Origin of the sequence: Luteitalea sp. (genome assembly GCF_044337415.1) — a bacterium.
Taxonomy (GTDB): domain Bacteria; phylum Acidobacteriota; class Vicinamibacteria; order Vicinamibacterales; family Vicinamibacteraceae; genus Luteitalea.
In genome coordinates, this window is sequence record NZ_JBIINP010000296.1 from 1 (window position 1) to 4096 (window position 4096).

The 4096-nt window shown below is 70.9% G+C and carries 3 protein-coding genes and 1 pseudogene; 2 read left to right on the plus strand and 2 right to left on the minus strand.

Features of this window, described 5'->3' with window-relative positions:
- Positions 1 to 339, minus strand: a pseudogene (locus ACIRDX_RS21205) (hypothetical protein); the annotation flags it as partial.
- 228 nt (positions 340 to 567) lie between these two features.
- Complete coding sequence (locus tag ACIRDX_RS21210) at positions 568 to 1785, minus strand: amidohydrolase family protein (RefSeq protein WP_396627426.1); 1218 nt, start codon at positions 1783 to 1785, stop codon at positions 568 to 570.
- Between ACIRDX_RS21210 and ACIRDX_RS21215 the strand changes: the two genes are divergently transcribed.
- Both ACIRDX_RS21215 and ACIRDX_RS21220 read left to right on the plus strand, forming a co-directional pair.
- Positions 1784 to 2893 carry a sialidase family protein gene (locus ACIRDX_RS21215; protein ID WP_396627427.1) on the plus strand — a complete coding sequence of 370 codons (1110 nt, stop codon included), beginning with the start codon at positions 1784 to 1786 and terminating at the stop codon, positions 2891 to 2893. The genes ACIRDX_RS21210 and ACIRDX_RS21215 overlap by 2 nt on opposite strands.
- A gap of 73 nt (positions 2894 to 2966) precedes the next feature.
- Positions 2967 to 4096, plus strand: a 1130-nt coding sequence (locus ACIRDX_RS21220) for a serine hydrolase domain-containing protein (protein ID WP_396627428.1), incomplete at its 3' end; no start/stop codon positions are given.

The following is a 4096-nucleotide window of genomic DNA, read 5'->3' on the forward strand; positions in this document are numbered from 1 at the left end:
GCCGCCCCCACCCCGGCCCATGCCGCCCCCACCCCGGCCCATGCCGCCGCCTGGCCCACCCATGCCGCCGCCCGGGCCGCCCGCACCGCCACCAGGCCCGCCCATGCCGCCCCCGCCACCAGGCCCGCCGCGCCCTCCGCGGCCACCGCCCGGGGGCGGTCCCATCTCGCCCCCTGCGCCGCCGCCAGGAGCGGTCGAGAGGTCACGGTTGATCTGCCACACGCCACCGAGCGCGGGGCGTGGCGTCGCGTCGACGGCGGCATGCGTCGGGGACGTCGTCACGGCGGGCACGCCGAGACCGAGCGCAGTCACGAGCACGAGAGGACGGAAGAGGTTCACGGTCGGACGCTCCCAGGCACGACCCGCCTCCTCTGGGGGCGCGTGCGTTCGCAGTATTGACGGATGCCGCCCCTCGACGGGCGTGACAGATGTGTGAAACGTGCGCGGCGCGGCAGCGAGCTGGTGCCCGACAGGGCTTCGGCCTGCGGCATCTTCGTGCGGACACACGACCGGCGAGCTCGACCGGCGAGCCCCACCGCGGCGGCCTGTCGGTCGCCACAGGAGTCCTCAGCGACGTGTCGCGCGGTCACTGACGCGCCAGCCGAGCACGCGGTCGGCGTTGGACTGGTAGATCTTCTTCAGCACCGCGTCGGGCAGGTACAGTCCGTACACACGCCACTCGCCGGTCGGTGGGAACGGGTGGTCGTAGTACTTGAAGTACTCGTCCTCGGTCTCGAGCAATCGGTAGTACAGCCGGTGACGCGGCTGATCCGTGCGGCCCGGGTAGCGATCGGTGCCGAACAGCACGCGGTCCTGCCAACGCAGCAGGAAGCGCCGCGCCGTGTATGGCTGGCGTCCGAGTTCGGCCTCGCGCGCCGACAGGTCGACGACGAAGTTGGGGTACCTCGCGAGGCGCACGTCGAGCGCCGCGAGATCTTCGGCATGGTCGCCCAGGTGCGCGCCGATGAACGTCGTGCCCGGGTGCCTGGCGATCACGCGATCGCGCTGCGCCAGCACGTCGGCGCGCGCGCGGAACGCGGGGCCGAAGAAGCTCCAGTCCGGGTGCCGTTTCAGCTGGAGCCATCGCTCGTTCCGCTCGTCGATGGGCGAGAAGAACGCGACCGGGTCGGCCGAGTGGATCAGCACCGGCAGGCGCAGCCGGCCGCAGGCCGCCCAGATCGGGTCAAGCCGCGGGTCATCGATCGGCACGACCGTGCCGGTGCGGTCCTTGATGGTGAGGCCGAGGGTCTTGAAGATCTTCAGGCCCGCCATGCCCTGGGCCTTGCCGCGCTCGAGCATGGCCACCGCATCAGCGGCGAACGTGGGCTCGTCGATCCGCGAGAAGTCGACGTTGCCGAAGATGACGAGACGGCCAGGCGCGGCGCCGTGATACCGCGCGAGCATGCGTTCGAGCTGCGGTCCGAAGCCACCGCTGAGGTTCACCGCCCGCTCGACGCCGAGATCGTCCATCGCAGCCAGCAGGGCCGCGGGTTCCACGGAGGCGGACCAATGTGCGTGGATGTCGGTCGCCGGGAACTTCGCGCGTCGCACCTCGGTGACCCTGGTGACCAGGGCCGGCACCGGATCGTACGGCTTGAGCACGGTGTCGCCGACGAAGATCGCCTGGCCCATGGGCGGATCCTGATCGCGATCCTGCGCCAGCGCCCAGGCCACACTCCCCCCGAGGCACGCGCCGATCGCCAGCGCGGCGAGCGTCCGCCCGCTGCCGCCACGACGGCGCGCGTCCACTACCACATCGTCCTGATTGATGCGAGACTCTCGCATGCCTCGTGCCCTCCTTGCGATGGCGGCCCTGCCTCTGGCAGTGGTCGCGCTCTCGGCGGCGCCGCGCCCGGCGCGCACCGTCCAACATGTCGACGTCTACAAGGTCGCCGGCCGCTACGGCGGCTGGCCTGCCAATCATGGCATCTGGAGCTGGGGGAACGAGATCCTCGTCGGCTTCGAGGCCGGATACTTCAAGGACAACAAGGGCGGGCACTCCATCGACTACACGCGGCCGGCCGATCACCTGCTGGCGCGCAGCCTCGACGGGGGCCAGACATGGACCGTCGAGCACCCGGAGGATCTGAAGCCGCCCCCGGGCGTGCAGCAGGCGGGCGTGCCCGTCGAGGCCGGGCGCCCGGTGACCGACAGCCCGGGCGACATCCCGTTCACCCACCCCGACTTCGTGTTCACGGCCCGCATGGCCAGCATCCATGTCGGTCCGTCGCGCTTCTACTACTCCACCGACCGCGGCCGTCGCTGGAAGGGCCCGTTTGCCCTGCCCGACTTCGGCACGCCGGGTATCGCCGCGCGCACCGACTACGTCGTGGATGGTCCGCGGTCGATGACCCTGTTCCTGACGGCTGCGAAGGCCAACAAGAAGGAAGGGCGCGTGATCGCGGCGCGCACCACCGACGGCGGCCGCACCTGGACCCGGCTGGCGTACGTCCACGACGAGCCGGCCGACAACGAGTTCGGCATCATGCCGTCGAGCGTGCGCCTGTCGCCGACCACGCTGCTCACCTCGGTACGGTATCGCCGCTTCATCGAGCTGTATCGGTCCGACGACAACGGCGCCTCCTGGGCGCACGTGGTCCGCGCCGTGCCCGACACCGGCCGCGGCAATCCGCCCAGCCTGCTGCGCATGAAGGATGGCCGCCTGGTCATCACGTACGGCTACCGCGCCGAGCCCTACGGCATCCGCGCCCGCGTGAGCACGGATCAGGGCCGGACGTGGGACGACGAGATCGTGCTGCGCGACGACGGCGGCACGTGGGACATCGGCTACACCAGGACAGTGCAGCGGCCCGACGGCAAGCTCGTGACGGTGTACTACTACAACGTCGGCGACACCGAGCGCTTCATCGGCGGCACGGTGTGGGAACCGTAGCTCATTGCTCATTACTCATGCCTCATGCCTCATGACGGACAAGGAAGAAGGAAGAAGGGACAGGGGCACGCAGGTGAAGGTCATCGTCGGACTCACGCTCGCCGTGGTGGCGTTGCTGGCCGCGCGGCCGGTGGTGCAGGCGCAGGGCGGCGCGTACTTCCCGCCGGCGAGCGAGTGGGCCCGCAAGGCGCCGGAGGCGACCGGCATGGACCCGGCGCGGTTGGCCGAGGCCCTCCGGTACGCCGAGGCGTCGCCGACGACGCGGGCCATCGACTTCTCGGATCAGGAGAAGACGTTCGGGGCCCTCCTCGGCTCGGTGCCGACGCGACGCGCCGCGACCAACGGCGTCGTCATCCACAACGGCTACGTCGTCGGGTCCTTCGGCGACCCGACGGCCGTCGACCCGACGTACTCGGTGGCCAAGAGCGTGCTGGCGACCGTGACGGGCGTCGCCGTGCGCGACGGCCTGATCCGCGTCGAGGATCCGGTGCGGCTGACGGTGAAGGATGGCGGGTACGATTCGCCCCGCAATGCGCAGGTGACCTGGGCGATGCACCTGCAGCAGGAGAGCGAATGGGAGGGCGCGCTGTGGGGCAAGGCCCACGACTTCGTGGGACGCGAGGCGTTCGGCGACGGCGCGCGCGCGCCTCGCGTGCTCGGCGCGCCCGGCAGTCACTACGAGTACAACGACGTACGGATGAACCGCTTCGCGCTGTCGCTGCTCCGCGTGTTCCACCGCCCCGTGCCCGACGTGTTCCACACCGAGGTCATGACGCCCATCGGTGCGTCCGACACGTGGAAGTGGGTGCCGTATCACAACAGCTACGTGACCGAAGGCGGCACCCGCATGGCCTCGGTGAGCGGCGGCACGCGCTGGGGCGGCGGGCTGTGGATCAGCGCGCTCGATCTCGCACGCGTCGGGTATCTCTGGCTGCGCGGCGGTCGCTGGGGCGACCGACAGGTCCTGCCGCCAGCGTACGTGCGCGCGGCGCTGACGCCCAGCGCGCACGGGCCAGACTACGGCTACCTGTGGTGGCTGAACACGCGTGGCGAACGGTTCGCGGGCGCACCACGCACGGCCTTCGAAGCGCTCGGCGCCGGGGGCAACCACGTGATCGTGTCGCCCGAGCACGACCTCGTCGTCGTGCTGCGCTGGCATCGCGACGACGCCTCGGAGCTCTTGCGCCGGGTGATCGGGGCCAT